Here is a 23383-nt window from a genome sequence, read left to right as displayed (position 1 = left end):
ATGTGACGCCGCGCACTCATGTCGGAGGCAGGCGCTAGTGTGATAATCGACACGGATGGCAGCCGCTGCCATCGGCAGGCCATGCAAGCCGCAACACGAAAGGTCTTCGAATGTCTGAAGCCAACGGTGCCTCGTCCGCAGCCAAGAGCGATGCCCTGGAGAACCTCCTCCAGGAAAACCGGAAGTTCGCACCCAGTGAGGAGTTCGCCGCGAACGCGGTCGTTCACGCCGACATCTACGCGGAAGCGGACGCCGACCGCGTGGAGTTCTGGGCCCAGCAGGCCCGCGAACTGCTGACATGGGACACGGACTTCACCCAGACCCTGGACTGGTCCGGAGCACCCTTCGCGAAGTGGTTCGTCGGCGGTACCCTCAACGCTGCCTACAACGCGCTGGACCGCCATGTCGAGAACGGCCTGGGCGACCGGGTGGCTATCTACTTCGAGGGCGAGCCCGGCGACACCCGGACCTACACGTACGCGCAGCTGACCGAAGAGGTCAAAAAGGCCGCCAACGCGTTCGAGTCCCTGGGTGTGGCCAAGGGCGACCGCGTCGCCGTCTACCTCCCGATGATCCCCGAGGCCGTCATCACGATGCTGGCCTGCGCGCGGATCGGCGCAATCCATTCGGTCGTCTTCGGCGGGTTCTCCGCGGACGCACTGCGCAGCCGCATCGACGATGCTGAGGCCAAGCTCGTCGTCACCGCGGACGGCACCTACCGCAGGGGCAAGCCGAGCCCGTTGAAGAACGCGGTGGACGCCGCGCTGGAGGCCGAGGGCCACAACGTCGGCAACGTCGTCGTGGTCAAGCGCAACGGCGAACCGGTCGACTGGCACGAGGGCCGCGACCAGTGGTGGGACGACGTGGTGGAGACCGCCCCGGCCGAGCATTCCCCGGTTCCGCATGACTCCGAGCATCCGCTCTTCATCCTGTACACCTCCGGTACCACGGGCAAGCCCAAGGGCATCCTGCACACCACCGGCGGGTTCCTCGCCCAGGGCGCATTCACGCACAGGGCGACCTTCGACCTGCACCCGGAGACGGACGTCTACTGGTGCACCGCGGACATCGGCTGGGTCACCGGCCATACGTACGTCACCTACGCCCCGCTGATCAACGGCGCCACCCAGCTGATGTACGAGGGCACGCCGGACACGCCGCACCAGGGCCGCTGGTGGGAACTGGTGGAGAAGTACAAGGTGTCCATCATGTACACCGCCCCGACGGCCATCCGCACCATGATGAAGTGGGGCGAGGACATCCCGGCGAAGTACGACCTGTCCTCGATCCGCGTCCTCGGCTCGGTCGGCGAGCCGATCAACCCCGAGGCCTGGATGTGGTACCGCCGCGTCATCGGCGCGGACAAGGCCCCCATCGTCGACACCTGGTGGCAGACCGAGACGGGCGCCCACATGATCGCCCCGATGCCGGGCGTCACCGAGACGAAACCGGGCTCGGCCCAGGTCGCGGTGCCGGGCATCGCCGTCGACGTCGTCGACGAACTGGGCGAGCCGGTGCCCAACGGGCACGGCGGCTACCTCGTCGTGCGCGAGCCGTGGCCCGCCATGCTGCGCGGCATCTGGGGGGACCCGGACCGCTACAAGGACACCTACTGGTCCCGGTTCGACAACATGTACTTCGCCGGGGACGGTGCCAAGAAGGACGACGACGGGGACATCTGGCTGCTGGGCCGCGTCGACGACGTGATGAATGTCTCCGGGCACCGGCTCTCCACCACCGAGATCGAGTCCGCCCTGGTGAGCCACCCGTCGGTCGCCGAGGCCGCCGTCGTCGGTGCCACGGACGACACGACCGGCGAGGCCGTCGTGGCATTCGTCATCCTGCGCGGCAGCGCCGCGGAGGACCCGGAGATCGTGACGACGCTGCGCAACCACGTGGGCAAGGAAATCGGCCCGATCGCCAAGCCCCGCCAGATCCTGGTCGTGCCGGAACTGCCCAAGACCCGGTCGGGCAAGATCATGCGCCGCCTGCTCAAGGACATCGCCGAAGGCCGCGAGGCGGGTGACGCCAGCACGCTGGCAGACAACACCGTCATGCAGCAGATCGCCACCTCGCTCAAGGGCTGATCCTCCAGCACCATCCGCACGGGGGCCGCCGCAGCACGTCTGCGGCGGCCCCCGTGCGTGTCGGGGCGGCGTAGCGAACCGCAGTCGTCCCGCGCTGGTGCGGCATAGTGGAACCATGACCGATCCCGCCGGCGGCAGCAGCCGCAAACTCCTGATCCTCAACGGCCCCAACCTGAACCTGCTTGGCACCCGCGAACCGCACATCTACGGCGCGGACACGCTGGCCGACGTCGAAAAGCTCGCCGCGGACGCGGCAAAAGCCCGGGGCCTGACCGTGGAGTGCTTCCAGTCCAATCACGAAGGCGCCCTGATCGACGCCGTGCATGCGGCCCGGGGCACCGCCGCAGGCATCGTCATCAATCCCGGCGGCTACACGCACACCTCCGTCGCGTTGCGGGACGCCCTCTCGGGCGTCGACCTGCCCGTCGTCGAGGTGCACATCAGCAACGTCCACCGCCGCGAGGAATTCCGCCACCATTCCTACATCTCCGGCATTGCCGAGGCCGTGATCGCCGGCGCCGGCATCAGCGGCTACCGCTTCGCGATCGAGCTGCTGGCGGACCGGCTCTAGGAAACCCGCCCGGTCCCCCGCGGCAGCCGCGGCCGCACTGCTACTTCCGGACGCACTGCCCGGCCGCCACGGTTTCCTGGTAGACCATGGATTCGTCGATCACCGGCCGGATCTCCGCCAGCGACAGGGCATAGCCGACCGGAACGTCGTCGGTGGCCTTCGCGAACACCATGCCGGAGATCCGGCCCTCCTGGTCCAGCAGCGGACCGCCGGAATTGCCCTGCGCCACGTTGGCGGCCAGGGTGTAAACCTCGAGCTTCGAGGGCTCGGAGCCGTAGATGTTCTGCACCAGCACCGTCGACCGCCCCTGGACCGTGGCCGGGTGGCTCTGGAAGGGCCCGCCGGCCGGATACCCGTGGAACGCCGCCAGGGCACCGTTCTGCAGCACATCGCCGACTGCCAGGGGCTGCAGCTCCAGGTCCTCGACCGCGAGCACGGCGATGTCACGCTGCGGGTCGAAGTGCACCACCCGCGCGGGCAGCACGCGCCCGTCCGGAATCTCGACGATCGGCTCGTTCACGCCAGCGACGACGTGGGCGTTGGTCATCACCCGGTCCGGCGCGATGACGAACCCGGAGCCGGTCTGGTTCTGCCCGCACTGGAATGCGGTGCCGGCGATTTTCAGGACGGACGCGGCGGCCTGGTTGAGCGCGGGGGTGTCCACGCTCGCGTCGGGCACAGGCGCCGGGGTTGCCGGTGCCGCCTGGTCCGTCACCATCGGGATGCCGTCTTGGACGGCGATCGAACGGGCCTGCGCCAGCCAGGTCTTGACCGGGTTCGGGGTCAACGAGTCGATCGTCTGAATGACCTTGGAGGCAGCGATCTGCTGGGAGACGAACGGGACGCCCAGCGCGCCGATGCTGAAGGCCAGCATGGACATCACCAGCGCCGCCACGGCCAGGTTCGCTGCCCCGCCGAGCAGCCGCTCCACCGGCCTGACCGCGGGGACGTCGATCTGCCCCCGGATGGCGCGGCCGACGCCGGATCCGATCGCATGCCCGAGGATGACCAGCAGGATCGCCACGGCGATGATGGCCGTCAGCCGCCAGCCCGGGTCGGGCACCCACATGCTTACGTACGGGATAGCGACGAAGGCGGCGATCGCACCCAGGACAAAGCCGACGATCCCGCCCAAGGTCACGAGGAACCCCTTGCGCAGGCCCGCAATGAGGTAGGAAAGCAGGATCAGGATCAGGACGATGTCCAGAACCGTCAGGCCGAATAGCAAGCTGTCTCCATCGATGGCCGGGAGTTTATGAACAAGTCTAATGTCCGCGGCTGGGAATATGCCCGGGCCCGGACTGGTTAAGCGGTACGGCACCCCCGGCCATAGCCCACGAGCGGAGGGGCATCCCCTTGTCTCTGAGCGAAATCGCCCTGTGGAAGATGTCACATGGACTGCTCATGCGGCAGAATGGTAGGCAGTGCCGCAGCTGGCTACGTTGCAGCTGCCAAGCAACATGACTGAAACAGGAGACTAAATGGACATCGAGATACTTCGCCGCGCACCTCTTTTCGCTTCCCTCGACGACGACGTTTTTGCCGCGCTGACGGATGAGCTGACAGAGGTTGACCTCTCGCGCGGTGCCTCGGTGTTCCGTGAGGGCGACCAGGGCGACCAGTTGTACTTCATCGTTTCCGGCAAGATCAAGCTCGGCCGCACCGCCTCGGACGGCCGCGAGAACCTCGTGGCCATCCTCGGCCCGGGCGAGCTCTTCGGCGAGATGGCCCTGTTCGATCCCAGCCCCCGTTCCACCTCCGCCACGGCCGTTTCCGAGACGCGCCTGGCCGGCCTGAAGAACGAGAACCTGCGCGGCCTGCTGGAGACCCGTCCCGAGGTTTCCGCCCAGCTGCTGCAGGCCCTCGCCCGCCGGCTCCGCCGCACCAACGACTCGCTGGCCGACCTGGTCTTCTCCGACGTTCCGGGCCGCGTTGCCAAGGCCCTGCTCGATCTGGCAGACCGCTTCGGCCGCCCGGCGACCGACGGCATCCTGGTCGCCCACGAACTGACCCAGGAAGAACTGGCCCAGCTCGTCGGCGCCTCGCGCGAAACCGTGAACAAGGCACTGGCCGAGTTCGTCCAGCGCGGCTGGGTGCGGCTCGAGGCCCGCGCCGTCGTGATCCTGGACATCCAGCGGCTGCGCCAGCGTTCCCGCTAAACCGGCTTAACGACGACGGCGGCGGCCACCTTTCGCAGGTGGCCGCCGCGGTATTTAAGGCACTGGTCCGGGATTCACGGCACCGATCCGGGCTGCTGCCGCCTCGCCCGACGCAGCTACCGCCCGCGCTGGACCGAACCGCCCTCGGTTCCCAGCGCCGTCGGAACCTCAAGCATGGGGACGTCGTCCACGACCACCAGCTGCGGGTGATAGGTCTGCGGCTGCCGCTTATGGGACAGGTAGGCGACGCAGCCGCGGGCGGTGGAGATCTTCTCCAGCATGGTTTCGACGGCGGGCGACGTCAGCTCGCTGAGGGTGCGGCCGCGCGTGTCCTCCTGGTCCGCGGTATCCCCCAGGTTGCTGGTGTCCCGATCCGCGATCACCTTCGCTGCGCTGACCCACGAGCCCCACACGCCCTTGCCGTCCAGCAGGACCGGCTGCTGGTTCACCGGCTGGGTCGCGGCGAAGTAGCGGGTGTCGAAGCGCCGGTGGGCGAAGTCCGGGCTGATCCACCGGGACAGCGGGCGCAGCAGGTCGGTGCGCAGGCCCAGTCCCCAGCGGTCCAGCAGCTCGGGAAAGCTGCTTTCCTGCTCGGCCACCAGCTGGCGGGCACGCATCCAGTCCTCGCTGTTGCCGCCCTCGACCAGGGATGCCTCGTCCTGGCCCGCCAGCAGGATGCCGGTCTCCTCGAACAGCTCGCGGATGGCCGCGATGACATGGGCCCGGGCCACCTGGTGGTCCTCGATGCCCATGCTCTCGGCCCATTTGCCGGGCGCCGGACCGAACCAGCCGACGGCGCCGTAGTCCGCATCGTCCAGGCTGCCCCCGGGAAAGGCGATCGTGCCCAGGGGCGATTTTCCGGAGCGGTAGCCCACGTAGGTCTCGGCCCCTTCGAACCCGTCCCGCACCAGGACGACGCTGCTGGCGAGGCGGGCCTTGAGCGGCGTCCGCTCACCGTGCTCCAGCCAGCTCAGGGCCGCGGCATGCTGCTCCCGCGGCAGCAGGAACCGCCGCGTTGTCTGGCGGAGCGGGCTAGCTGAACTCGGCAATCAGTTCCACCTCAACCGGAGAGTCGAGGGGCAGGACGGCCACGCCGACCGCCGATCGGGCATGGGAGCCCCCCTCGCCGAAGACCTTGCCCAGAAGTTCGGAGGCGCCGTTGATGACGGCGGGCTGGCCGGTGAAGTCCGGCTCGGAGGCGACGAAGCCCACAACCTTGACGATCCGCGTGATGCGGTCCAGGTCGCCGATGACACCCTTGACCGCCGCCAGGGCGTTCAGGGCGCAGGTCGCGGCCAGGTCCTTGGCGGTATCGGCGGAGACGGCATCGGCGCCGCTGCCCACCTTGCCCTTCGCCGGCAGTTCGCCGCTGACCATGGGCAACTGCCCGGAGGTGTAGACGTAGTCTCCCGAGACCACGGCCGGAACGTAGGCGGCCACGGGGGCCACTACTTCCGGGAGGGCCAGGCCGAGTTCGGCGAGGCGCTCCTCGACGGCTGATACGCGGGCATCCTGCTGCTGCGCCATGCTAGTTCTTCTCCCTCTTAAGGTAGGCAACAAGGTTGGTCGAATCCGGCCCCGGAACTACCTGGACCAGCTCCCAGCCATCATCTCCCCACTGGTCGAGAATCTGCTTGGTGGCGTGGATAATGAGCGGTACCGTGGCGTATTCCCATTTCGTCATAAGTCAACGGTAACGCCTGCTTGTAAACTAGGGCGCATGGCGGCTCGTAAATCCCCCCTTTTTGACACTGCTACAACGCTGGGCAAAATCGTGGCATTCCTTGGCATCAGTGCGCTCTGCGGCGTGCTGGCGGCCGGTCTGCTCGTTCCCGCAGCGGCTGTGGCAGGCGTCGGGGCAACCTCATCCATCGACTATTTCGACCAGCTGCCTGACGAGCTGCAGACCAACCCGCTCTCCCAGCCCTCCAAGATCTACTCGGCGGACAACAAGCTGATCGCCACGTTCTATGCGGAGAACCGCGTGCCGGTGACTTTGGACAAGGTCTCCCAGCACATGCAGGACGCCATCGTCTCCATCGAAGACGTGCGGTTCTTCGAGCACGGCGGCGTCGATCCCCAGGGCATCATGCGCGCCGCGGTCACCAACATGGCCGGCGGCAGCCTCCAGGGTGCCTCCACGCTGACCATGCAGTACGTCAATAACGTCCTGATCGACGCCGGAGCATCCGAGGGCAAGAGTGCCGACGAGCTGACCATCAGCGGCACCAAGTCCATCGGGGACAAGCTGCGCGAAGCCAAGCTGGCCATCGCGCTCGAGAAGGAATACTCCAAAGAGGAGATCCTGCAGGGGTACCTGAACATCGTGCTCTTCAGCGGCCAGACCTACGGCATCGAGGCCGCGGCCCAGACGTTCTTCGGGATTCCGGCCTCCAAACTGAACATCCAGCAGTCCGCCATGCTCGCCGGAATGGTCCAGTCGCCCAACTACTTCAACCCGGTATCCAATCCCGAGGCCACCAAGGAGCGGCGCAATTCGGTGCTCGCCGCCATGCTGAGCGCCAAGAAGATCACCCAGGAGGAGTACGACAAGGCGGCCGCATCGGACCTGGGCGTCGACCTGCAGCCGGTCAGCTCCGGCTGCGTCGCGGCCAGCTTCGCCGACTACTTCTGCAGCTACGTCCAGCACGTCATCATGCAGTCCGACCAGTTCGGCAAGGACTCCACCGAGCGCGCCAAGCTCCTGGCCCGCGGCGGCCTGACCATCAAGACCACCCTCGACTCCCGCCTGCAGACGGAAGCCCAGAAGCAGATCGAGGAAGAGGTGCCGATGGGCGACGCGTCGGGCGCCGGTTCCTCGATGGTGTCGGTGGAACCGGGCACCGGCAAGATCCTCGCCATGGCCCAGAACACGAAGTACAGCCCGGAGCAGGGCGCCAAGAACACCGAGCTCAACTTCAACGTGGACGCGGACATGGGCGGCACCTCCTACGGCTTCCAGCCGGGTTCGACCATGAAGCCCTTCACGACGATCGCGTGGCTGGAATCCGGCCGCACCCTGAACGAGACGGTCGACGCCACCCGCACGTCCTACCCGGCGGGCTACAACTGGAACGCCAGCTGCCTGCCGGCCGGCGCCTGGTTCGACAAGTGGGACTTCAAGAACGCGCTTCCCGGATACACCCGGCCGATGTCGGTCAGCTATGGCCTGACCAAATCGGTCAACTCCGCCACCGTGGCGCAGGCGGCCATGCTGGACCTGTGCGACATCCGCGACGCCGCCACCCGAATGGGCGTGCACCGGGCCGTGGACGGCAAGCCGTTCGAGGTCAACAGCCCGTCCTTCGTGATCGGCGGCCAGGAAGTGTCGCCGCTGACCATGTCGGCGGCCTTCGCCACGATCGCCAGCGGCGGCATGTACTGCACTCCCATCTCCCTGAACGAAGTCACGGACGCGCAGGGCAAGAAGTACGAGGTGCCGCAGAAGTCCTGCGAACGCGCCATCTCCGAGGACGTTGCCAAGGCGGTGACGGTCCCGCTGGAGAACCTGGTCAATGACAGTCCCGGCTACATGAACCCCATCGGCGTCCCCGCGGCGGCCAAGACGGGTACCACCGACGTGTCGGAGCAGACCTGGACCGTGGGCTACACCAAGGGCATCTCCACCGCCTCGTGGGTGGGCAACTGGACCAACTACGAGTCGCTGAACGACATCCCGATCAACGGCCTCTCCCGTGACTACGTGGACGGTGCCACCATCGCCGGCGCGCAGTGGACCGACTACATGAGCGCAGTCGCCCCGCTGTACAACCACGGCGGCTTCGGCAGCCCGCCCAGCGATATGGTCGGGTCCTCGGGCAGCAGGAACGACGACGACTGACCGTGGCCGCTGACAAACTGCGCCGCACCCTTGTTACTGCCGGCCGGGTGGCACTTGGTGCCGCCGCGGCCGGCAGTGCCGTGCTGGCCTACGGAAGCCTGATCGAACGCAACCTCTTCGGGGTGCGCCAGGAAACCCTGCAGATCCTGCCGCCCGGCCGCCGCCCGCTGAAACTGCTCCATCTGTCGGACATCCACATGACGCCCGGGCAGAAGCGCAAGCAGGCCTGGCTCCAGGCCCTGGCCAGCCTGGAACCGGACCTGGTCGTCAACACGGGCGACAACCTCAGCCACCGCCAGGCCCTCGACCCGCTGCTGGATGCCCTCGGCCCGCTCCGCGAGTTCCCCGGCGTCTTCGTGCCGGGCTCCAACGACTATTACGCGCCGGTCCTGAAGAACCCGTTCACGTACTTCTCCGGCCCCTCCAAGCAGCCGCCGGACTACGCGGACCGCGAGCTGCCGTGGCGGCGCATGCACGCCGTCTTCGGCGAATCGGGCTGGATCGACCTTTCCAACCGGCACCAGTCCATGGTGCTGCACGGCCTGCGGCTGGACTTCACCGGGGTCGACGACCCGCATCTGGGCCGCGACCGGTACACCGGTTTTCCCCACGGATCCTCCACCGGCGGCCAGTCGGACCACCTGCGGATTGCGGTGGCCCATGCCCCGTACCAGCGCGTCCTGGACTATTTCACCGCCGACCGCCCGGACATCATCCTTGCCGGGCACACCCACGGCGGCCAGGTCTGCATCCCCGGCTACGGGGCACTGGTCAGCAACTGCGACCTGCCGACCTGGCGGGCCCGCGGGCTGACCTACTGGGAGCATGACGGCCACAGCGTACCGTTGAACGTCTCGGCCGGGCTGGGCACCTCGCGGATGGCCCCCATCCGGATCGCCTGCCGCCCGGAAGCCGTCTTGCTCCACCTGACCGCGCGATCCTCTTGAGGCCGGAAGCCGGGCGCGGGCTATGTGTCACGGTTCACGGCTCCCCCGATTTCAGCTTTTCGCACATCTCCGCTATTCTTGAACAGTTGCTTTTGCCGATGTGAACAACGACGGCGGGGCTTCAGTTTCGGGGTGTGGCGCAGCTTGGTAGCGCGCGTCGTTCGGGACGACGAGGTCGCAGGTTCAAATCCTGTCACCCCGACGGAACTCTCCAGAGGGCCTCCGGGCCGGCTAATCCAGCCGGATCCGGGGGTCCTTTTCAGTTGCCGCAGGTTCCTCGCCCGGCGGCCGGCCCATCCACGCAACGATCCCGTTCGGCCTTCCCCTGGCCGCCGCCGCCCCGCCCATCCGGAGCGCGGCTTGATCTTTGCGCCGATTCCACAAAGTATTGGTTCCATGGCTGAAGGAGAGCGCAAGGCGCTGATCGTTGGAGCGGGAATCGGCGGGCTGGCTACGGCACTTGCCCTGCAGAACGCCGGGTGGAAGGTCGAGGTCCTGGAGCGCTCCGGATCGCTGGAACCCCCGGGAAGCGGCCTCTCGCTTTGGCCCAACGCCCTGGCCGCGCTCGAGCGCCTCGGCGTCCTGGACGAGGTCCTCGCGGCCGCTGTGCCCGTCCGCGGCGACGTGCTGGACATGGAGGGCGAGCCGATCATGCTGCTGGAGCAGCTCGAGGTCCGCCGCCGGTACGGCCTGCCCATCCAGATGATCCACCGCAACGACCTCACCTCGATCCTGGCCAAGCGGCTGAAGGTCAACACGGTCCATCTCGGACTCGGGGTAACGGCGTTCCATCTGGGCTTCCCGCGCAGCTCCGTCGAAATCAGCACGGGAGGACGGAAGAACGCCGACCTGGTGGTCGGCGCGGACGGCCTCTACTCCGTGGTCCGCAGCGCCCTGCTGGGGGTCGGCGCCCCCCGCTCCTCCGGCACCACGGCGCTGCGCGGTGTCTGCGACGCCGCCGGGCTGGACAACGGCCTGGTTCCGTGGGGCGAGATGTGGGGCGACGGCGGCGTCTTCGGCGCCACGCCGCTCTCCGGCGGCCGGGTCTACTGGTACGGCACGCTGCCGACGAAGGCCCTGGACCCGTACCGCAGCCAGGGCTGGAAGGTCGCCGCCGCCAGCACCTTCGCGCACTGGCACCGGGGCATCAGGTCCGTGATCGAGCAGACGCCCGAGAACGCCATCATGGCCCACGAACTCTTCGACCGGAAGCCCGAACCCGTCTGGTCCGCCCGCTCGGCCACGCTCGTGGGGGACGCGGCGCATCCGATGCTGCCGTTCCTCGGCCAGGGCGGCTGCCAGGCGCTGGAGGACGCGGTGGCGCTGGCGGACGCCCTCGGCCAGCACGAGGCGGTGGCCGACGGCCTGATCGCGTACGAATCGGCCCGGACCCGCCGCGCCAACAAGATCGTCTCGCAGTCCCACTCCATGGCGCGGCTGGCCCAGCTGGATTCGGAGAAGCTCCGCAAGGCCCGCAACACCACCATGCGGATGCTGCCCAAGAACTTCCGGCTCAAGCAACTGGACGGCGTCGTCGGCTACGAAGGACGTTGACAACCGCCGTCCCGAAAGGGCGTTGACAACCGCCGGCAACGGGGCTGCAATGGCTGAAGGAGCCCCTGCGCGCGGAGGTCGGCATGAGCCTGCTGGAATACGCCCAACTGGTGCTGGCCGGGCTGGCCGGCGTCGGCATCCTCGCGGCCAGCAGCCGGGCCGCCGCCGCGTCACGCGGGGCGGGGACAGACACCGCGTTCTGGTATTGCTTCGCCGGAGCCGCGGCGGCCCTGGTGCCGCTGCTGTGGGCCTATTCGCTCGGGCCGGCCGCCGGCGGTACCGTGCTGGCGTTGCTCCTGCTGGCCGGCATCCCCGCGGCGGCGCATGTCCTGAAAACGATCGGGCACCGGCGGCCCCTGCCGCCGGACCCCGCCTGGCAGCCGGCGGCCGAGGTCCACGCGGCGCTGGCGGCGCGGTGGCTGGCCTATGAGCTCAGCCCCGCTCCCCCGCCGGGCGCCAAGGTCCTGACGGATCCGGCCGCTCCGGCCACGGCCGCCATGGTCCGCGCGCTCGACCGGGCTAACCAGCTGCGGCCAGACCCGTCGGCACTCCCGGCCGCCCAGCGGACCTCGGCCTACATCCGGGCGGTCGCCGAATTCTCCCGCCGGCTGGACGAGGCGGAAGCAACCGCCGGGATCAGACGAACTGCCGGCCCGTGAGGCGCTCGTAGGCCTCCACGTAGCGCGCCCGCGTCTTCGCGACGATGTCCTCCGGCAGCGCCGGCGGCGGCGTATCGGAGGCCTTGTCCCAGCCCGAGGCGCCGGAGGTCAGCCAGTCCCGGACGAACTGCTTGTCGAAGGAGGGCTGGGCCTTGCCAGGCTCATAGGTTGCGGCGTCCCAGAAGCGCGAAGAGTCGGGCGTGAGCACCTCGTCGCCCAGGGTGATCGCACCCGTCACCGGGTCCGTGCCGAACTCCACCTTCGTGTCGGCCAGGATGATGCCGCGGCTCCGGGCGATCTCCTCGGCGCGGCGGTAGATGGCGAGCGTCGCGTCACGCAGCTTCGCGGCGATGTCGTCGCCCACGATCGCGGTCATGTCGTCGTAGGTGATGTTCTCGTCGTGCTCGCCGACCTCGGCCTTCGCCGACGGCGTGAAGATCGCCGGCTCTAGCCGCGACCCGTCGACCAGCCCGCCGGGCAGCGGAAGCTCGCACACCGTTCCGGATACCCGGTACTCCGCCAGGCCCGAGCCGGTGAGGTAGCCGCGGGCGATGCACTCGACCGGGAACATGTCCAGCTTGCGGCAGACCATGGCGCGGCCGGCCACGGCCTCGGGCACGTCGGTGGAGACGACATGGTTGGCCACCGCATCCTGGCCCACGGCGAGCTGCTCGAACCACCACAGGCTCAGCTGGGTCAGGATCCGGCCCTTGTCCGGGATCGGCGTGGCCAGCACGTGGTCGTAGGCGCTGATCCGGTCGCTCGCCACGACCAGCACCGTGTCGCCGTCGGCGTCCGCCTCCGGAACGTACAGGTCCCGGACCTTGCCGGAGTAGACGTGCGTCCAGCCCGGCAGCTCCTGGTGTCCTGGCTCGAAGTTCATGCCTGCTCCTTCGCGGTAGCGGTGTTGGCGCCCGGGGCCGGAATGCTGATGCCGCCGTTGGCCGCCTTGAGCGCGATGTCCGTGCGGTACTGCGAGCCGTCCAGGTGAATCTGCTCGACCCCTTCGTAGGCCTTCTCCCGGGCGTCGACCAGGTCTTCGCCGAGGGCGACGACGGCGAGCACGCGGCCGCCGGCGCTGACCACCTTGCGGTTTTCGTCCAGCTTGGTCCCCGCGTGGACCACGTGCACGCCCTCGAGGGCGTTGGCCTTCTTCAGCCCGCGGATCCGGTCGCCGGTCCGCGGCGTACCGGGGTAGTTCTCGGCCGCGACCACCACGGCGACGGCGCTGTTCCGGGACCAGCGCAGCTGTTCCTTCCCGTCCAGCTCCCCCTTGGCGGCGGCGAGCAGCAACTTGCCGAGCGGCGTACGCAGCCGCGCCAGCACGGCCTGGGTTTCCGGATCACCGAACCGGGCGTTGAACTCGATGACGCGCAGGCCGCGGCTGGTGACGGCCAGGCCGCAGTACAGCACGCCGACGAACGGCGTTCCCCTGTGGTCCATCTCCTTGAGCGTGGGCAGCGCGACGCGGTCCATCACCTCGTCCACGAAGCCCTCCGGCAGCCACTCAAGCGGAGTGTAGGCTCCCATGCCGCCCGTGTTCGGGCCCTCGTCGTCGTCGTGGATCCGCTTGAAGTCCTGTGCCGGCACCAGCGGAACCGCATGCTCGCCGTCGCAAATGACGAACAGTGAGACCTCGGGACCGTCCAGGTACTCCTCGATCACCACCTGCCCGCCGGCGTCGAAGCAAGATTGGGCGTGCGCCAGGGCCTCGCCGCGGTCCGAGGTCACCACGACGCCCTTGCCCGCGGCCAGCCCGTCGTCCTTGACCACGTAGGGCGCGCCGAAAGTGTCCAGCGCCGCGGCGGCCTCGTCCAGGTCCGTGGCCACCCGGGCCATCGCCGTCGGGACGTTCGCGGCCGCCATGACCTGCTTGGCGAAGGCCTTGGATCCCTCGAGCCGGGCGGCCTCCTTGCTCGGACCGAAGACCGGGATCCCTGCCTCGCGGAGCGGATCGGCCACGCCGGCGGCGAGCGGCGCCTCCGGTCCCACGACCACCAGGTCCGACTCCAGCCTGCGGGCCAGGGCCAGCACCGCGTCCGGGTCGTTGGCGTCGATCGCGTGGGTCGAAACCAACTGGGCGATCCCGGCGTTGCCTGGAGCGGCGTGGACCTCCGTGACAAACGGGTCTTCCAGCAGCGAGCGGACAATTGCGTGTTCGCGGCCACCGGGGCCGATCACAAGTACCTTCACAAGGTCTAAGCCTACTGGCCCGAGGCGCGGCCTTCGAAGTTGTTTCGGGCGCCCGGCCCCCGCAGCGACCCCTAGTATTGGTGCCATGCCCGAAACCATCAAAGCCGCCGACGCGGTCGAACTGGCCGCCGTCGAACGCAATGGCTTCATCGAGTCCCGCCACCTCGGCGCGGCCGTCGTCATGGCGGCCGACGGCTCCGTGGTCACCGCCCTCGGAGACGTCGATGCGCCGATCTTTCCGCGCTCAAGCCTCAAGCCGTTCCAGGCGCTGGCCGCCATGCAGTCCGGTGTGCCGCTGCGCGGCGCCCAGGTGGCACTGGCCTGCGCCAGCCATGTCGGCTCCTTCGACCACATGGACGTCGTCGACGGCATGCTCAAGGCCGCCGGGCTCGGCCCCGAGGACCTGCGCTGCCCGCCGGCCTGGCCGCAGGATGAGGAGTCCCGGGCGTGGCTCGTGCGCACCGAGCGCAACCAGCAGCGCCTGGCCTTCAATTGTTCGGGCAAGCACGCCGCCTTCCTCTGGGCCTGCACCGAAAACGGCTGGGACACCGCCACCTACCTGGATCCGAACCATCCGCTGCAGCGGCGCGTGATGGAGGTCGTGTCGGACTACACCGGCGAAGATGTCCGCCACCTGGCCGTGGACGGCTGCGGCGCCCCCGTCCCCGCGGTCTCGCTGACCGGCCTGGCCCGTGCCGTCGGCCGGCTCGCGAAGGCGCCCGGGGACCGCCATGCCGATGCCCGCGCGGCGACGGTGGCCACCGCGATGCTGGACTACCCGTGGGCCGTGCAGGGCAACGGCCAGGAGAACACGATCGTGATGGAGGAGCTGGGCATCCTCGCCAAGCTCGGCGCCGAGGGCGTGATGGTGATGGGTACGGACACCGGAGTCTCGGTTGCCGTCAAGATGCTGGACGGCAACGGCCGCGCCTGCTCCCTGGTGGGTCTGACGCTGCTGGCCGCGGCCGGGGCGATCGACGCCGAACAGGTCGCGCCGGTGCTGGAGAAGGTCGTCAAGCCCGTGCTCGGCGGCGGACAGCCGGTTGGCAAGATCCGGCTCGCGTCCCCGGTGATGGCGCTGCTGGACTAGGGCGCGGCATGGGAGTACGACGGCGGATCGCACCCGCCGAGGGCCAGGCGGCCCTGCGTGCGTGGCGGCAGGGATCCGCGGACCGGAAGACCACGGCCGCCGCGGTGCGCTTCAGCCTCGAGGAGCTCGCCGAGCGGGCGCCGGGCAACAGCGTCGAGGTGCGCGTGCCGCCGTTCGGCGTGGCGCAGTGCATCGAGGGGCCGCGCCACACCCGCGGCACCCCGCCGAACGTGATCGAGTGCGATGCCCCCACGTGGCTCGCGCTGGCGACGGGCGAACTGGCTTGGTCGGCGGCCGTCGGCAGCGGAAAGGTCTCCGCGTCCGGTTTGCGGGCCGAGCTGACCGGCCTGCTGCCGCTCTTCCCCGGCGGAGCCACCGCGGCCGGGCGGTAGGCTTAAGCGCATGAGTTCTGAGCACCTCCCCGCCCCCTCGGGTTCCGGGCAGCCCCGCGAAGTCAGCGTCCGCCGCGCCCCGAAGTTCGCCCCGTTCATGGGCGCCGGCATCGTGCTCGGCATCATCGTTGCCGCGATCTCCGCCTACACCGGGCCGGAGAGCGCCGAGTTCACCCGCGGCGCCACCTTCGGCTTCCTGGCCGTGGTCTTCGGCATCGTCGGCATGCTCGTGGGCGCGCTCGTGGTGCTCGTCATCGACCGGATCAGCGTGCGGCGCAGCCGCAAGATGCTCGCCGTGGAAACCGAGGACCCGGACAGCCCCGCGCCCGGCGGTGCCGAGGGCGGCCGGAAGGACCCCGGCACCGAGACCGGAACCACAGCCTGACGCCCGTCATCCATTGCCGCGGCCGCGCGGGCTCATGAGACAATACTCGGGTGGTACGCGGTGACGGAAAACTCTCCCATGATCTTCTCCCCGGCGAAAAGGGGCCCCAGGACGCCTGCGGCGTCTTCGGCGTTTGGGCTCCCGGCGAAGAAGTCGCAAAACTGACCTACTACGGTCTCTACGCGCTGCAGCACCGCGGACAGGAGTCCGCAGGCATCGCTACCAGCGACGGCAAGCGCATCAATGTCTACAAGGACATGGGCCTGGTCTCCCAGGTGTTCGACGAAACGATCCTGAACACGCTGACCGGGCACATCGCCGTCGGACACTGCCGCTACTCGACCACCGGCGGCTCCACCTGGGCCAACGCCCAGCCGACCCTGGGCGCTACCGCCAGCGGCACCGTGGCGCTGGCGCACAACGGCAACCTGACCAACTCGGCGGACCTGTTCGACAAGGTGATCGAGAAGTTCGGCAGGCCCGAACGCGGCGAACTGGCGCAGGGCAACACCACGGATACCGCCCTCGTGACGGCGCTGTTGGCTGGCGAGCCGGGCCAGACGCTCGAAGAACGCGCCATGGAGCTGCTGCCCAAGCTGCGCGGCGCTTTCTGCTTCACCTTCATGGACGAGGGCACGCTGTACGCGGCCCGGGACGAGTCCGGGGTCCGGCCCCTGGTGCTCGGCCGGCTGGAACGCGGCTGGGTCGTCGCCTCCGAGACCGCGGCGCTGGACATCGTCGGCGCCTCGTTCGTCCGCGAGATCGAGCCCGGCGAGTTTATCGCCGTGGACGAGAACGGCCTGCGCACCCAGCGTTTCGCGGAGAAGAAGCCGGCCGGCTGCGTCTTCGAGTACGTCTACCTGGCCCGCCCGGACACCGCGATCAACGGGCGCAGCATCCATGCCGCCCGCGTCGAAATGGGGCGCCGCCTCGCCGCGGAGCACCCGGTCGAGGCGGACCTGGTCATCCCAACGCCGGAGTCCGGCACCCCCGCGGCCATCGGTTACGCGGAGGCCTCCGGCATCCCCTACGGCCAGGGCCTGGTCAAGAACGCCTACGTGGGCCGGACCTTCATCCAGCCGAGCCAGACCATCCGCCAGTTGGGCATCCGGCTGAAGCTCAATCCGCTGAAGGAAGTGGTCCGCGGCAAGCGCCTGGTGGTCATCGACGATTCGATCGTCCGCGGCAACACCCAGCGCGCACTGGTGCGCATGCTGCGCGAGGCCGGCGCGGCCGAGGTCCACGTGCGGATCTCCTCGCCGCCCATCAAGTGGCCCTGCTTCTACGGCATCGACTTCGCCAGCCGCGCCGAGCTGATCGCCAACGGCATCGGCATCGCGGACGTCTGTGCCTCCCTCGGCGCCGACTCGCTCGGCTACATCTCCGAGGACGGCATGATCGAGGCCACCGAGCAGCCGCGCGAAAAGCTGTGCACCGCCTGCTTCACGGGCCAGTACCCGATCGAGCTTCCGGACGCCGAGCGGCTGGGCAAGAACCTGCTGGAGCGTTCCAACAGCACCGAACAGGAACACGGCTCCTGCGATCCCGGACCTGATTCGGACCTGGAGAACCTCCTGACCGACGACGACAAGAAAGAACACGTATGACCTCCCCTGAGCAGGGCCCCGGCCCGATCACCTACGCCAGCGCCGGCGTGGACGTCGAAGCCGGCGACAAGGCCGTCGAACTGATGAAGGGGGCCATCAAGGCCACCCACAACCAGAACGTGATCGGCGGGGTCGGCGGATTCGCCGGGCTGTACGACGTCTCCGCCCTGCTCAAGTACCGGCGGCCGCTGCTGGCCACGTCCACGGACGGTGTCGGCACCAAGGTCGCCATCGCCCAGGCCATGGACATCCACGACACGATCGGCTTCGACCTGGTCGGGATGGTGGTGGACGACATCGTCGTGGTCGGCGCCGAGCCGCTGTTCATGACCGACTACATCGCCTGCGGCAAGGTGGTGCCGGAGCGCATCGCCGACATCGTCCGCGGCATCGCCGCTGCGTGTGAGGTGGCCGGAACCGCCCTGGTGGGCGGCGAGACGGCCGAACACCCCGGGCTGCTGGGCGAGCACGAGTACGACGTGGCGGGGGCGGCCACCGGCCTGGTGGAGGCCGATGACCTGCTGGGCCCGGAGCGGGTCAAGGAGGGCGACGTCGTCATCGCCATGGCTTCCTCCGGCATCCACTCCAATGGCTATTCGCTGGTCCGCCGCGTGATCAACCACGCCGGCTGGGCCCTGGACCGCCAGGTCTCCGAATTCGGCCGCACGCTCGGCGAGGAACTGCTGGAGCCCACCAAGGTCTACGCGGCTGACTGCCTGGACCTGGCCCGCTACGAGGCGGCCGGTGTGCACGGCTTCAGCCACGTCACCGGCGGCGGCCTCGCGGCGAACCTGGCCCGCGTCCTGCCGCAGGGACTGATGGCCACCGTGGACCGCTCCACCTGGGAGCTGCCGGCCATCTTCAAGCTGGTCGGCGAGCTCGGCAACGTGCCGCAGGCGGACCTCGAGCGCACGCTGAACCTCGGCGTCGGCATGGTGGCGATCGTCGACGCGGCCGGGGCGGACGCCGCCCTGCGCCGGCTCAACGAGCGCGGCCTGACCGCCTGGACCATGGGCACGATCGGTGCCCTGGACACGTCGCTGTCCGGCCCGGACTTCGTCCAGGGCGCGAAGGGGGTCGACGGCGGCGCCGTCCGCCTTGTCGGCAGCTACGCCTGATCTTTCCGGAGCCGGCGCACAGCCTCCGGTCCCCCGGCTCAACGGAGCGGGCCCTTTCCCCTGCGGAGAGGGCCCGCTCCGTTTAACCCGCTCGGGTTGATCCCGGCGGGCGGCCCGTGCCGCACCCTGCCACGCCGCACTCTGCCACACTGGGCACATGGGTGCGTTCGTCGTCGTTGTCTTTGTCACGCCGGTGGCCCGGGGGCTGGTCTTCGAGTCCTCCCGATGGCCCCTGCACATCACGCTGGCGCGGTTCGATACCAAGGAACCGGCGGCGGACGTGGCGCAGCGGATCGGCCCCGCCCTTGCGCGTGGAGTCGGGTATCCGGTGAAGATCGGCCGGGACGACCGCTTCGGACGCAATGGCCGGGTGCGGGTATCTCTCGTGGAACCCGACGCCCGGCTCCAGGCGCTGCACGAAGCGCTGCTGGACGCCCTGGGCCCCGAGGTCCACCTGCTCAGCCCGCACCATACGCGCGCCGGTTTCCGGCCGCATATCAGCCACACGGTCGGCAGGCTGCATCCGGGCGACACGGTGGATGTCCGGCAGGCGTGCCTCGTGGATATGCGCCCCGGCGGGGACCACCGGCACCGCGAGGTCCTGGAAGTGTGGCCGGAATCCGGCGGCTAACGGGAGCACTGCGGATAACGGGAAGCGCGCGAGGCGGCGGAGGAAACGGGAGAGCACTCACCCGCGACAGCACTCATCGCAGCGGCCGCTGTCGGGCAGGCCGCTGCGATGGGAGTTCACTGCCGATGAAGCCGGCCGTCAGGCCGGCGGGAGTCAACCGATCCGGCGGGTGCCGCCGTCGTCGTCCCAGTCATCGAATTGATCCGCGTACTTGTCCTCATACTCGGAGTAGTCCGGCTCGGCCGGCTCCTCCGGATATCGGGCGGAAGCACTCTTGGCGCCGGAGAGCTCGCGCTGCAGCGCAGAGTAGTCAGTGTTCGGGGTGAAGTACTTCATCTCCCGAGCCTGCTTGGTAGCTTTTGCCTTTTGACGGCCGCGCCCCATGGCGTGACCCCCTTTTTCGCGTCGATCCGGAGGTGGTCGCTCAGGCAGCGAGCGAGGCCCCGGAATATTTGATCAATTCTGTCGTACCTATAGGGTACATGTTTTCTTGTCGGGCTGCGGCCAACGGCCCGTCCCGCGGCCCCGTAGGAACACCCCTGCGCGATGCCCGCGGCACAACCCGGACCGCCGCGCGAGGCGGCGGAACTGCGTCGGCCCCGGTAGTTTGGCTAAAGTCGAGGCTAAAGACATTCTCCCGCATCGTCGGGCCGGGTATGAGGAAGGCCAGTTTTCCCATGAGCGAACAGGACAAAAAGCCCGAAGGGAACGGCACGCCGCCCGCCCCGGGCAGCGCTGCGGGACCCGGTTCCGAACCGAGCCGCACGCCTCCTTCGCACTGGGAAAAGGGTGCAGGCGAAGCGGCGGGCGCCTCGAAGCAGGGCAACTGGTTCTCCGCCGGTCCGCCGCCGGCAGGCAAACCCGCGGCGGGGTCCGGGGACGCGGGGCGGCCTGCACTGAAGCCCCTGCTGCTGATCGGTGCCGGGATCCTCGCGGCGATCATCATCATCGTGGTCATCATCGTCAGCCTGGCCAACCGGGGAACGGAGCCGGGGTCCCCCGCTGCCTCGAGTGCGGCCGGCGCCGAGGCGACCCCCGCCGCGGACGGGGTCATCGCGGAGAACGTTACGCCGTTCGACTTCAAGTCCGGACAATGCTTCATCGACTTCAAGGCGGCTACGCAGAATGCGACCGTGGTGACCTGCGAGACGCCGCACGCGGCCCAGCTGGTCGGGACCTACTTCTACAAGGAAGCAGACAAATTCCCGGGCAAGGACGCGCTCAATGTCCAGGCAGAGAAGTTCTGCGGCGCCGTCGAGCTCAACGACCAGGCCGCCGACTACCCGGCCCTGAGGAACTCCTACGGCCTGCCGTCCGAGGGCACCTGGCAGGAGGGCGACCGGCGGATCGACTGCTTCGTCGTGTCGGACAAGGGCAACGCCATCAAAGCATCGCTGATCGACTGACCGCCCGCATAGCAGCTCAAGGCCGCGCCTGTCCGGGAAGGGCAGGCGCGGCCTTGAGCGTTTCGGCCGGTGCGGGCCGCGGACCTATTTGGCGCGCACGAGGAGCCCCTGCTGCTGGTCGGCGCCCTCGGCGGCCTCCTCTCGATCCACCAGGACGGTGTCCCCGTCGACGATGGAGCCGGCGAGGAGGCCTCGCGCCAGGCGGTCGCCGATCTCGCGCTGCACCAGCCTCCGCAGCGGGCGGGCGCCATAGGCCGGGTCGAAGCCGGTCAGGGCCAGCCATTCGCGGGCGGCGTCCGTCACCTCCAGCGTCAGCCGCCGCTCGCTGAGCCGCGCCGCGAGGGACTGCACCTGCAGGTCGACAATCCTCGACAGGTCCTCGATGCTCAGCGGATCGAACATGATCACGTCGTCGAGCCGGTTCAGGAACTCCGGCTTGAAGCTGGCATTGACCACGTTCATCACGGCCTCGCGCTTCCGGGCGTCGTCGAGCGTCGGGTCCACCAGGAACTGGGAGCCCAGGTTGGACGTTAGGACGAGGATCACATTGCGGAAATCCACGGTCCGGCCCTGGCCGTCGGTCAGGCGTCCGTCGTCCAGTACCTGCAGCAGGATGTCGAAGACTTCGGGATGGGCCTTCTCCACCTCGTCCAGCAGGACCACAGAGTACGGCCGGCGCCGCACGGCCTCGGTCAGCTGGCCGCCTTCCTCGTAGCCGACATAGCCCGGAGGAGCGCCGACCAGGCGGGACACGGAGTGCTTCTCCGAGTACTCGCTCATGTCGATGCGCACCATGGCACGCTCGTCGTCGAAGAGGAAGTCGGCGAGCGCCTTGGCCAGCTCGGTCTTGCCGACGCCGGTGGGACCCAGGAACAGGAAGGAGCCGGTCGGCCGGTCCGGGTCGCTGATCCCGGCGCGGGCACGCCGGACGGCGTCCGAGACCGACTCCACGGCCTTGGCCTGCCCGATCAGCCGGCCGCCGATGAACTGCTCCATCTGGAGCAGTTTCTGCGACTCGCCCTGGAGCATGCGGCCGGCGGGAATGCCGGTCCAGGCCGAGATGACCTCGGCGATGTCGTCAGCGGTGACTTCCTCGGAGACCATCAGCTCCGGCGCCTCAACCTGGGTTTCGGCGGCCTGGGCGGCGTCGAGCTCCTTCTGCAGGGTCGGGATCTCGCCGTAGAGGATCCGGGAGGCTTCGGCCAGGTCGCCGTCGCGCTGCGCCTTGTCCGCGAGGCTGCGCAACTCGTCCAGCTTCGCCTTCAGGTCGCCGACCCGGTTGAGCCCTGCCTTCTCCGCTTCCCACCGGGCATTAAGCGCGGCCAGCTGCTCCTTCTTGTCGGCCATGTCCGCGCGCAGCGCTTCGAGCCGCTCGCGGGAGGCCTCGTCCGTCTCGTCCGCGAGCGCCAGCTCCTCCATGGTGAGGCGGTCGACGGCGCGGCGCAGCTGGTCGATCTCTTCCGGCGCGGAATCGATCTCCATGCGCAGGCGCGAAGCCGCCTCATCCACCAGGTCGATCGCCTTGTCAGGGAGCTGGCGGCCGGTGATGTAGCGGTTGGACAGCGTCGCCGCCGCGACCAGCGCGGAATCGGCGATGGCCACCTTGTGGTGCGCCTCGTAGCGTTCCTTGAGCCCGCGGAGGATGCCGATGGTGTCCTCCACGCTCGGCTCCCCCACGTAGACCTGCTGGAAGCGCCGCTCCAGCGCGGCGTCTTTTTCCACGTTCTCGCGGTATTCGTCCAGGGTGGTGGCGCCGATCAGGCGAAGCTCGCCGCGCGCCAGCATGGGCTTGAGCATGTTGCCCGCATCCATGGAGCCCTCCGCGGCGCCGGCCCCGACCACGGTGTGGATCTCGTCGATGAAAGTGACGATCTGGCCGTCCGAGTTCTTGATCTCCTCCAGCACGGCCTTGAGCCGTTCCTCGAACTCGCCGCGGTATTTCGCCCCGGCCACCATGGAGCCAAGATCGAGGCTGATCAGCGTCTTGCCGCGCAGCGATTCCGGCACGTCCCCCGCGACGATGCGCTGCGCGAGCCCCTCGACCACGGCCGTCTTGCCGACACCGGGCTCGCCGATGAGCACCGGGTTGTTCTTGGTGCGGCGCGAGAGCACCTGGACCACGCGCCGGATTTCGGAGTCTCGCCCGATCACCGGGTCCAGCTTGCCCGACCGGGCGATGGCGGTCAGGTCCACGCCGAACTTCTCCAGCGCCTGGAACGTGTTCTCCGGGTCCGGGCCGTCCACCTTTCGGTCGCCGCGCACGCCGGGCAGGGCCGCCGCGAGGGCCTCGTGCGAGGCACCGGCTTCGCGAAGCGCCTTGCCCGCCGCCCCGCTGTCAGCGGCCAGCCCCAGCAGCAGGTGCTCGGTGGAGACGTAGGTGTCCCCCAGCCTCTCGGCCTCCTGCTGGGCGACGTTGATGACCTGCAGGATTCCGCGCGAGTACTGCGCCTGGGCCACGGAAGCGCCCGAGGACGCCGGCAGGGCCTTGATGGCCGTGCTCGCCTGGACGCTGACGGTGTCCGGGTCCGAGCCCGTGGCCTTCAGGAGCGCGACGGCGACCCCCTCCCGCTGGTCCATCAGCGCCTTGAGCAGATGGACGGGTTCGATCTGCGGATTGCCCGCCGTCGAGGCATTCATGGCCGAGGACGACAGCGCCTCCTGGCTCTTGGTGGTGAATTTGGCGTCCAATCCGAGCTCCTTCCATCCGTCGTCATACACAAGCTCCAACGCAACTAAGTTGAGT

22 protein-coding genes and 1 tRNA gene are annotated in these 23383 nt (G+C 68.9%); 15 read left to right on the top strand and 8 right to left on the bottom strand.

Features of this window, described 5'->3' with window-relative positions; translation table 11 throughout:
• Positions 1–110: 110 nt before the first annotated feature.
• A complete protein-coding gene (gene acs / locus WFH44_RS13275) occupies positions 111–2087 on the top strand; it encodes an acetate--CoA ligase (protein WP_336714365.1) in 1977 nt (658 codons plus the stop codon).
• Between the two features lie 115 nt (positions 2088–2202).
• On the top strand, positions 2203–2658 hold the full coding sequence (gene aroQ, locus WFH44_RS13270; RefSeq protein WP_336714364.1) for a type II 3-dehydroquinate dehydratase: 456 nt from the start codon (positions 2203–2205) through the stop codon (positions 2656–2658).
• A gap of 40 nt (positions 2659–2698) precedes the next feature.
• On the opposite strand, the gene WFH44_RS13265 is transcribed toward aroQ, so the two are convergent.
• Entirely contained in the window at positions 2699–3886 is a 1188-nt protein-coding gene (locus WFH44_RS13265; protein WP_336714363.1) for a MarP family serine protease, read from the bottom strand.
• Between the two features lie 253 nt (positions 3887–4139).
• On the opposite strand from WFH44_RS13265, the gene WFH44_RS13260 reads away from it, so the two are divergent.
• The gene (locus tag WFH44_RS13260) at positions 4140–4817 is read left to right on the top strand and encodes a Crp/Fnr family transcriptional regulator (RefSeq protein WP_262103977.1); all 678 of its coding nucleotides are present in this window, start codon (positions 4140–4142) and stop codon (positions 4815–4817) included.
• 116 nt (positions 4818–4933) lie between these two features.
• Here the strand turns inward: WFH44_RS13260 and WFH44_RS13255 are convergent, their stop codons facing one another.
• The 3 genes from WFH44_RS13255 to WFH44_RS13245 are packed head-to-tail and all read right to left on the bottom strand — an operon-like array spanning position 4934 to position 6501.
• Positions 4934–5866: an NUDIX hydrolase gene (locus tag WFH44_RS13255; protein WP_336714362.1), complete on the bottom strand. Its 933-nt coding sequence runs from the start codon at positions 5864–5866 to the stop codon at positions 4934–4936.
• Positions 5850–6344: a RidA family protein gene (locus tag WFH44_RS13250; RefSeq protein ID WP_336714361.1), complete on the bottom strand. Its 495-nt coding sequence runs from the start codon at positions 6342–6344 to the stop codon at positions 5850–5852. Before WFH44_RS13250 ends, WFH44_RS13255 begins: the two co-directional genes overlap by 17 nt.
• A 1-nt stretch (position 6345) precedes the next feature.
• On the bottom strand, positions 6346–6501 hold the full coding sequence (locus WFH44_RS13245; protein ID WP_262103980.1) for a DUF4177 domain-containing protein: 156 nt from the start codon (positions 6499–6501) through the stop codon (positions 6346–6348).
• A 36-nt stretch (positions 6502–6537) separates the two neighbouring features.
• On the opposite strand from WFH44_RS13245, the gene WFH44_RS13240 reads away from it, so the two are divergent.
• The 5 genes from WFH44_RS13240 (at position 6538) to WFH44_RS13220 (ending at position 11818) form a co-directional block, all read left to right on the top strand.
• Positions 6538–8658 carry a transglycosylase domain-containing protein gene (locus tag WFH44_RS13240; RefSeq protein WP_336714360.1) on the top strand — a complete coding sequence of 707 codons (2121 nt, stop codon included), beginning with the start codon at positions 6538–6540 and terminating at the stop codon, positions 8656–8658.
• A 2-nt stretch (positions 8659–8660) separates the two neighbouring features.
• Positions 8661–9605 carry a metallophosphoesterase gene (locus WFH44_RS13235; RefSeq protein WP_336714359.1) on the top strand — a complete coding sequence of 315 codons (945 nt, stop codon included), beginning with the start codon at positions 8661–8663 and terminating at the stop codon, positions 9603–9605.
• A 128-nt stretch (positions 9606–9733) separates the two neighbouring features.
• Positions 9734–9807: transfer RNA gene (locus WFH44_RS13230), tRNA-Pro, on the top strand.
• A 194-nt stretch (positions 9808–10001) separates the two neighbouring features.
• Complete coding sequence (locus tag WFH44_RS13225; RefSeq protein WP_336714358.1) at positions 10002–11159, top strand: FAD-dependent monooxygenase; 1158 nt, start codon at positions 10002–10004, stop codon at positions 11157–11159.
• A gap of 83 nt (positions 11160–11242) precedes the next feature.
• The gene (locus tag WFH44_RS13220) at positions 11243–11818 is read left to right on the top strand and encodes a hypothetical protein (protein ID WP_336714357.1); all 576 of its coding nucleotides are present in this window, start codon (positions 11243–11245) and stop codon (positions 11816–11818) included.
• On the opposite strand, the gene WFH44_RS13215 is transcribed toward WFH44_RS13220, so the two are convergent.
• Positions 11796–12701, bottom strand: coding sequence for a phosphoribosylaminoimidazolesuccinocarboxamide synthase (locus WFH44_RS13215; RefSeq protein WP_336714356.1), 906 nt, complete (start codon positions 12699–12701; stop codon positions 11796–11798). The two genes, WFH44_RS13220 and WFH44_RS13215, sit on opposite strands and share 23 nt — an antisense overlap.
• Positions 12698–14011: a phosphoribosylamine--glycine ligase gene (purD, locus tag WFH44_RS13210; RefSeq protein ID WP_336714355.1), complete on the bottom strand. Its 1314-nt coding sequence runs from the start codon at positions 14009–14011 to the stop codon at positions 12698–12700. Before purD ends, WFH44_RS13215 begins: the two co-directional genes overlap by 4 nt.
• 85 nt (positions 14012–14096) lie before the next feature.
• On the opposite strand from purD, the gene WFH44_RS13205 reads away from it, so the two are divergent.
• From WFH44_RS13205 to WFH44_RS13180, 6 genes are all read left to right on the top strand, one after another.
• A complete protein-coding gene (locus WFH44_RS13205) occupies positions 14097–15101 on the top strand; it encodes an asparaginase (protein ID WP_336714354.1) in 1005 nt (334 codons plus the stop codon).
• An 8-nt stretch (positions 15102–15109) separates the two neighbouring features.
• Positions 15110–15493 (top strand): sterol carrier family protein, encoded by a 384-nt coding sequence (locus WFH44_RS13200; RefSeq protein ID WP_336714353.1) that lies wholly within the window; start codon positions 15110–15112, stop codon positions 15491–15493.
• A gap of 10 nt (positions 15494–15503) precedes the next feature.
• Positions 15504–15878: a hypothetical protein gene (locus WFH44_RS13195; protein WP_336714352.1), complete on the top strand. Its 375-nt coding sequence runs from the start codon at positions 15504–15506 to the stop codon at positions 15876–15878.
• A 50-nt stretch (positions 15879–15928) separates the two neighbouring features.
• Positions 15929–17485 (top strand): amidophosphoribosyltransferase, encoded by a 1557-nt coding sequence (purF, locus tag WFH44_RS13190; RefSeq protein ID WP_336714351.1) that lies wholly within the window; start codon positions 15929–15931, stop codon positions 17483–17485.
• Complete coding sequence (gene purM / locus WFH44_RS13185) at positions 17482–18603, top strand: phosphoribosylformylglycinamidine cyclo-ligase (protein ID WP_336714350.1); 1122 nt, start codon at positions 17482–17484, stop codon at positions 18601–18603. The genes purF and purM overlap by 4 nt, the downstream gene beginning before the upstream one ends.
• 157 nt (positions 18604–18760) lie before the next feature.
• Positions 18761–19234: a 2'-5' RNA ligase family protein gene (locus WFH44_RS13180; RefSeq protein ID WP_336714349.1), complete on the top strand. Its 474-nt coding sequence runs from the start codon at positions 18761–18763 to the stop codon at positions 19232–19234.
• A gap of 153 nt (positions 19235–19387) precedes the next feature.
• Here the strand turns inward: WFH44_RS13180 and WFH44_RS13175 are convergent, their stop codons facing one another.
• The gene (locus WFH44_RS13175; RefSeq protein ID WP_264797453.1) at positions 19388–19618 is read right to left on the bottom strand and encodes a DUF3073 domain-containing protein; all 231 of its coding nucleotides are present in this window, start codon (positions 19616–19618) and stop codon (positions 19388–19390) included.
• A 293-nt stretch (positions 19619–19911) separates the two neighbouring features.
• On the opposite strand from WFH44_RS13175, the gene WFH44_RS13170 reads away from it, so the two are divergent.
• Positions 19912–20640, top strand: coding sequence for a septum formation family protein (locus tag WFH44_RS13170; RefSeq protein WP_336714348.1), 729 nt, complete (start codon positions 19912–19914; stop codon positions 20638–20640).
• An 84-nt stretch (positions 20641–20724) separates the two neighbouring features.
• Here the strand turns inward: WFH44_RS13170 and clpB are convergent, their stop codons facing one another.
• Entirely contained in the window at positions 20725–23328 is a 2604-nt protein-coding gene (gene clpB / locus WFH44_RS13165; RefSeq protein ID WP_336714347.1) for an ATP-dependent chaperone ClpB, read from the bottom strand.
• Positions 23329–23383 lie beyond the last annotated feature (55 nt).

It is taken from the genome of Arthrobacter sp. USHLN218 (assembly GCF_037144715.1).
Taxonomy (GTDB): Bacteria; Actinomycetota; Actinomycetes; order Actinomycetales; family Micrococcaceae; genus Crystallibacter.
This window is presented reverse-complemented; position numbering and strand designations above follow the sequence as displayed.

What these genes read in the sequence shown, in the direction of transcription:
- acs (WP_336714365.1), top strand. Translation starts at nt 111, where the DNA reads ATGTCTGAAGCCAACGGTGCCTCGTCCGCAGCCAAGAGCGATGCCCTG.
- aroQ (WP_336714364.1), top strand. Translation starts at nt 2,203, where the DNA reads ATGACCGATCCCGCCGGCGGCAGCAGCCGCAAACTCCTGATCCTCAAC.
- WFH44_RS13260 (WP_262103977.1), top strand. Translation starts at nt 4,140, where the DNA reads ATGGACATCGAGATACTTCGCCGCGCACCTCTTTTCGCTTCCCTCGAC.
- WFH44_RS13250 (WP_336714361.1), bottom strand. Translation starts at nt 6,344, where the DNA reads ATGGCGCAGCAGCAGGATGCCCGCGTATCAGCCGTCGAGGAGCGCCTC.
- WFH44_RS13245 (WP_262103980.1), bottom strand. Translation starts at nt 6,501, where the DNA reads ATGACGAAATGGGAATACGCCACGGTACCGCTCATTATCCACGCCACC.
- WFH44_RS13240 (WP_336714360.1), top strand. Translation starts at nt 6,538, where the DNA reads ATGGCGGCTCGTAAATCCCCCCTTTTTGACACTGCTACAACGCTGGGC.
- WFH44_RS13225 (WP_336714358.1), top strand. Translation starts at nt 10,002, where the DNA reads ATGGCTGAAGGAGAGCGCAAGGCGCTGATCGTTGGAGCGGGAATCGGC.
- WFH44_RS13220 (WP_336714357.1), top strand. Translation starts at nt 11,243, where the DNA reads ATGAGCCTGCTGGAATACGCCCAACTGGTGCTGGCCGGGCTGGCCGGC.
- WFH44_RS13215 (WP_336714356.1), bottom strand. Translation starts at nt 12,701, where the DNA reads ATGAACTTCGAGCCAGGACACCAGGAGCTGCCGGGCTGGACGCACGTC.
- WFH44_RS13205 (WP_336714354.1), top strand. Translation starts at nt 14,097, where the DNA reads ATGCCCGAAACCATCAAAGCCGCCGACGCGGTCGAACTGGCCGCCGTC.
- WFH44_RS13200 (WP_336714353.1), top strand. Translation starts at nt 15,110, where the DNA reads ATGGGAGTACGACGGCGGATCGCACCCGCCGAGGGCCAGGCGGCCCTG.
- WFH44_RS13195 (WP_336714352.1), top strand. Translation starts at nt 15,504, where the DNA reads ATGAGTTCTGAGCACCTCCCCGCCCCCTCGGGTTCCGGGCAGCCCCGC.
- purM (WP_336714350.1), top strand. Translation starts at nt 17,482, where the DNA reads ATGACCTCCCCTGAGCAGGGCCCCGGCCCGATCACCTACGCCAGCGCC.
- WFH44_RS13180 (WP_336714349.1), top strand. Translation starts at nt 18,761, where the DNA reads ATGGGTGCGTTCGTCGTCGTTGTCTTTGTCACGCCGGTGGCCCGGGGG.
- WFH44_RS13175 (WP_264797453.1), bottom strand. Translation starts at nt 19,618, where the DNA reads ATGGGGCGCGGCCGTCAAAAGGCAAAAGCTACCAAGCAGGCTCGGGAG.
- WFH44_RS13170 (WP_336714348.1), top strand. Translation starts at nt 19,912, where the DNA reads ATGAGCGAACAGGACAAAAAGCCCGAAGGGAACGGCACGCCGCCCGCC.